This window comes from Ochrobactrum sp. C6C9 (assembly GCF_022627935.1).
In the GTDB taxonomy this organism is placed as follows: Bacteria; Pseudomonadota; Alphaproteobacteria; order Rhizobiales; family Rhizobiaceae; genus Brucella; species Brucella teleogrylli.
The window spans coordinates 1-263 of sequence record NZ_JABXGB010000128.1 but is presented as its reverse complement, the minus strand read 5'-3'; the positions used below and the strand labels follow the sequence as shown (position 1 = coordinate 263).

The window sequence follows — 263 nt, the reverse complement described above, 5'->3', positions numbered from 1 at the left end:
GAAATGGGTATGCGCAGACATCAAAATCTTGCTTTGGTGGCAGTTTCCACGCTTACTATGGCGATTTCGCTTTTTGCAAGCCAGGCTCGTGCTGATGGCGAGCGATTGAAGGAAATCCTGGAACGCGGCACTCTCCGTGTTGGTTTGCAAGGGGCTTTCAAGCCCTGGTCTTTCCCAGGTGCGGATGGCAATCTTCAAGGTATCGAAGTTGATCTCGCCAAGAGCGTCTCGGATGCGCTGGGTGTCAAACTAGAGCCCGTCAT

At 52.9% G+C, this 263-nt stretch carries 1 protein-coding gene; it reads left to right on the top strand.

Annotation, left to right across the window (positions count from 1 at the left end):
• Positions 1-3: 3 nt before the first annotated feature.
• Positions 4-263 (top strand): transporter substrate-binding domain-containing protein (locus HWD97_RS24360; RefSeq protein WP_371835825.1); only part of this gene is annotated, 260 nt, incomplete at its 3' end.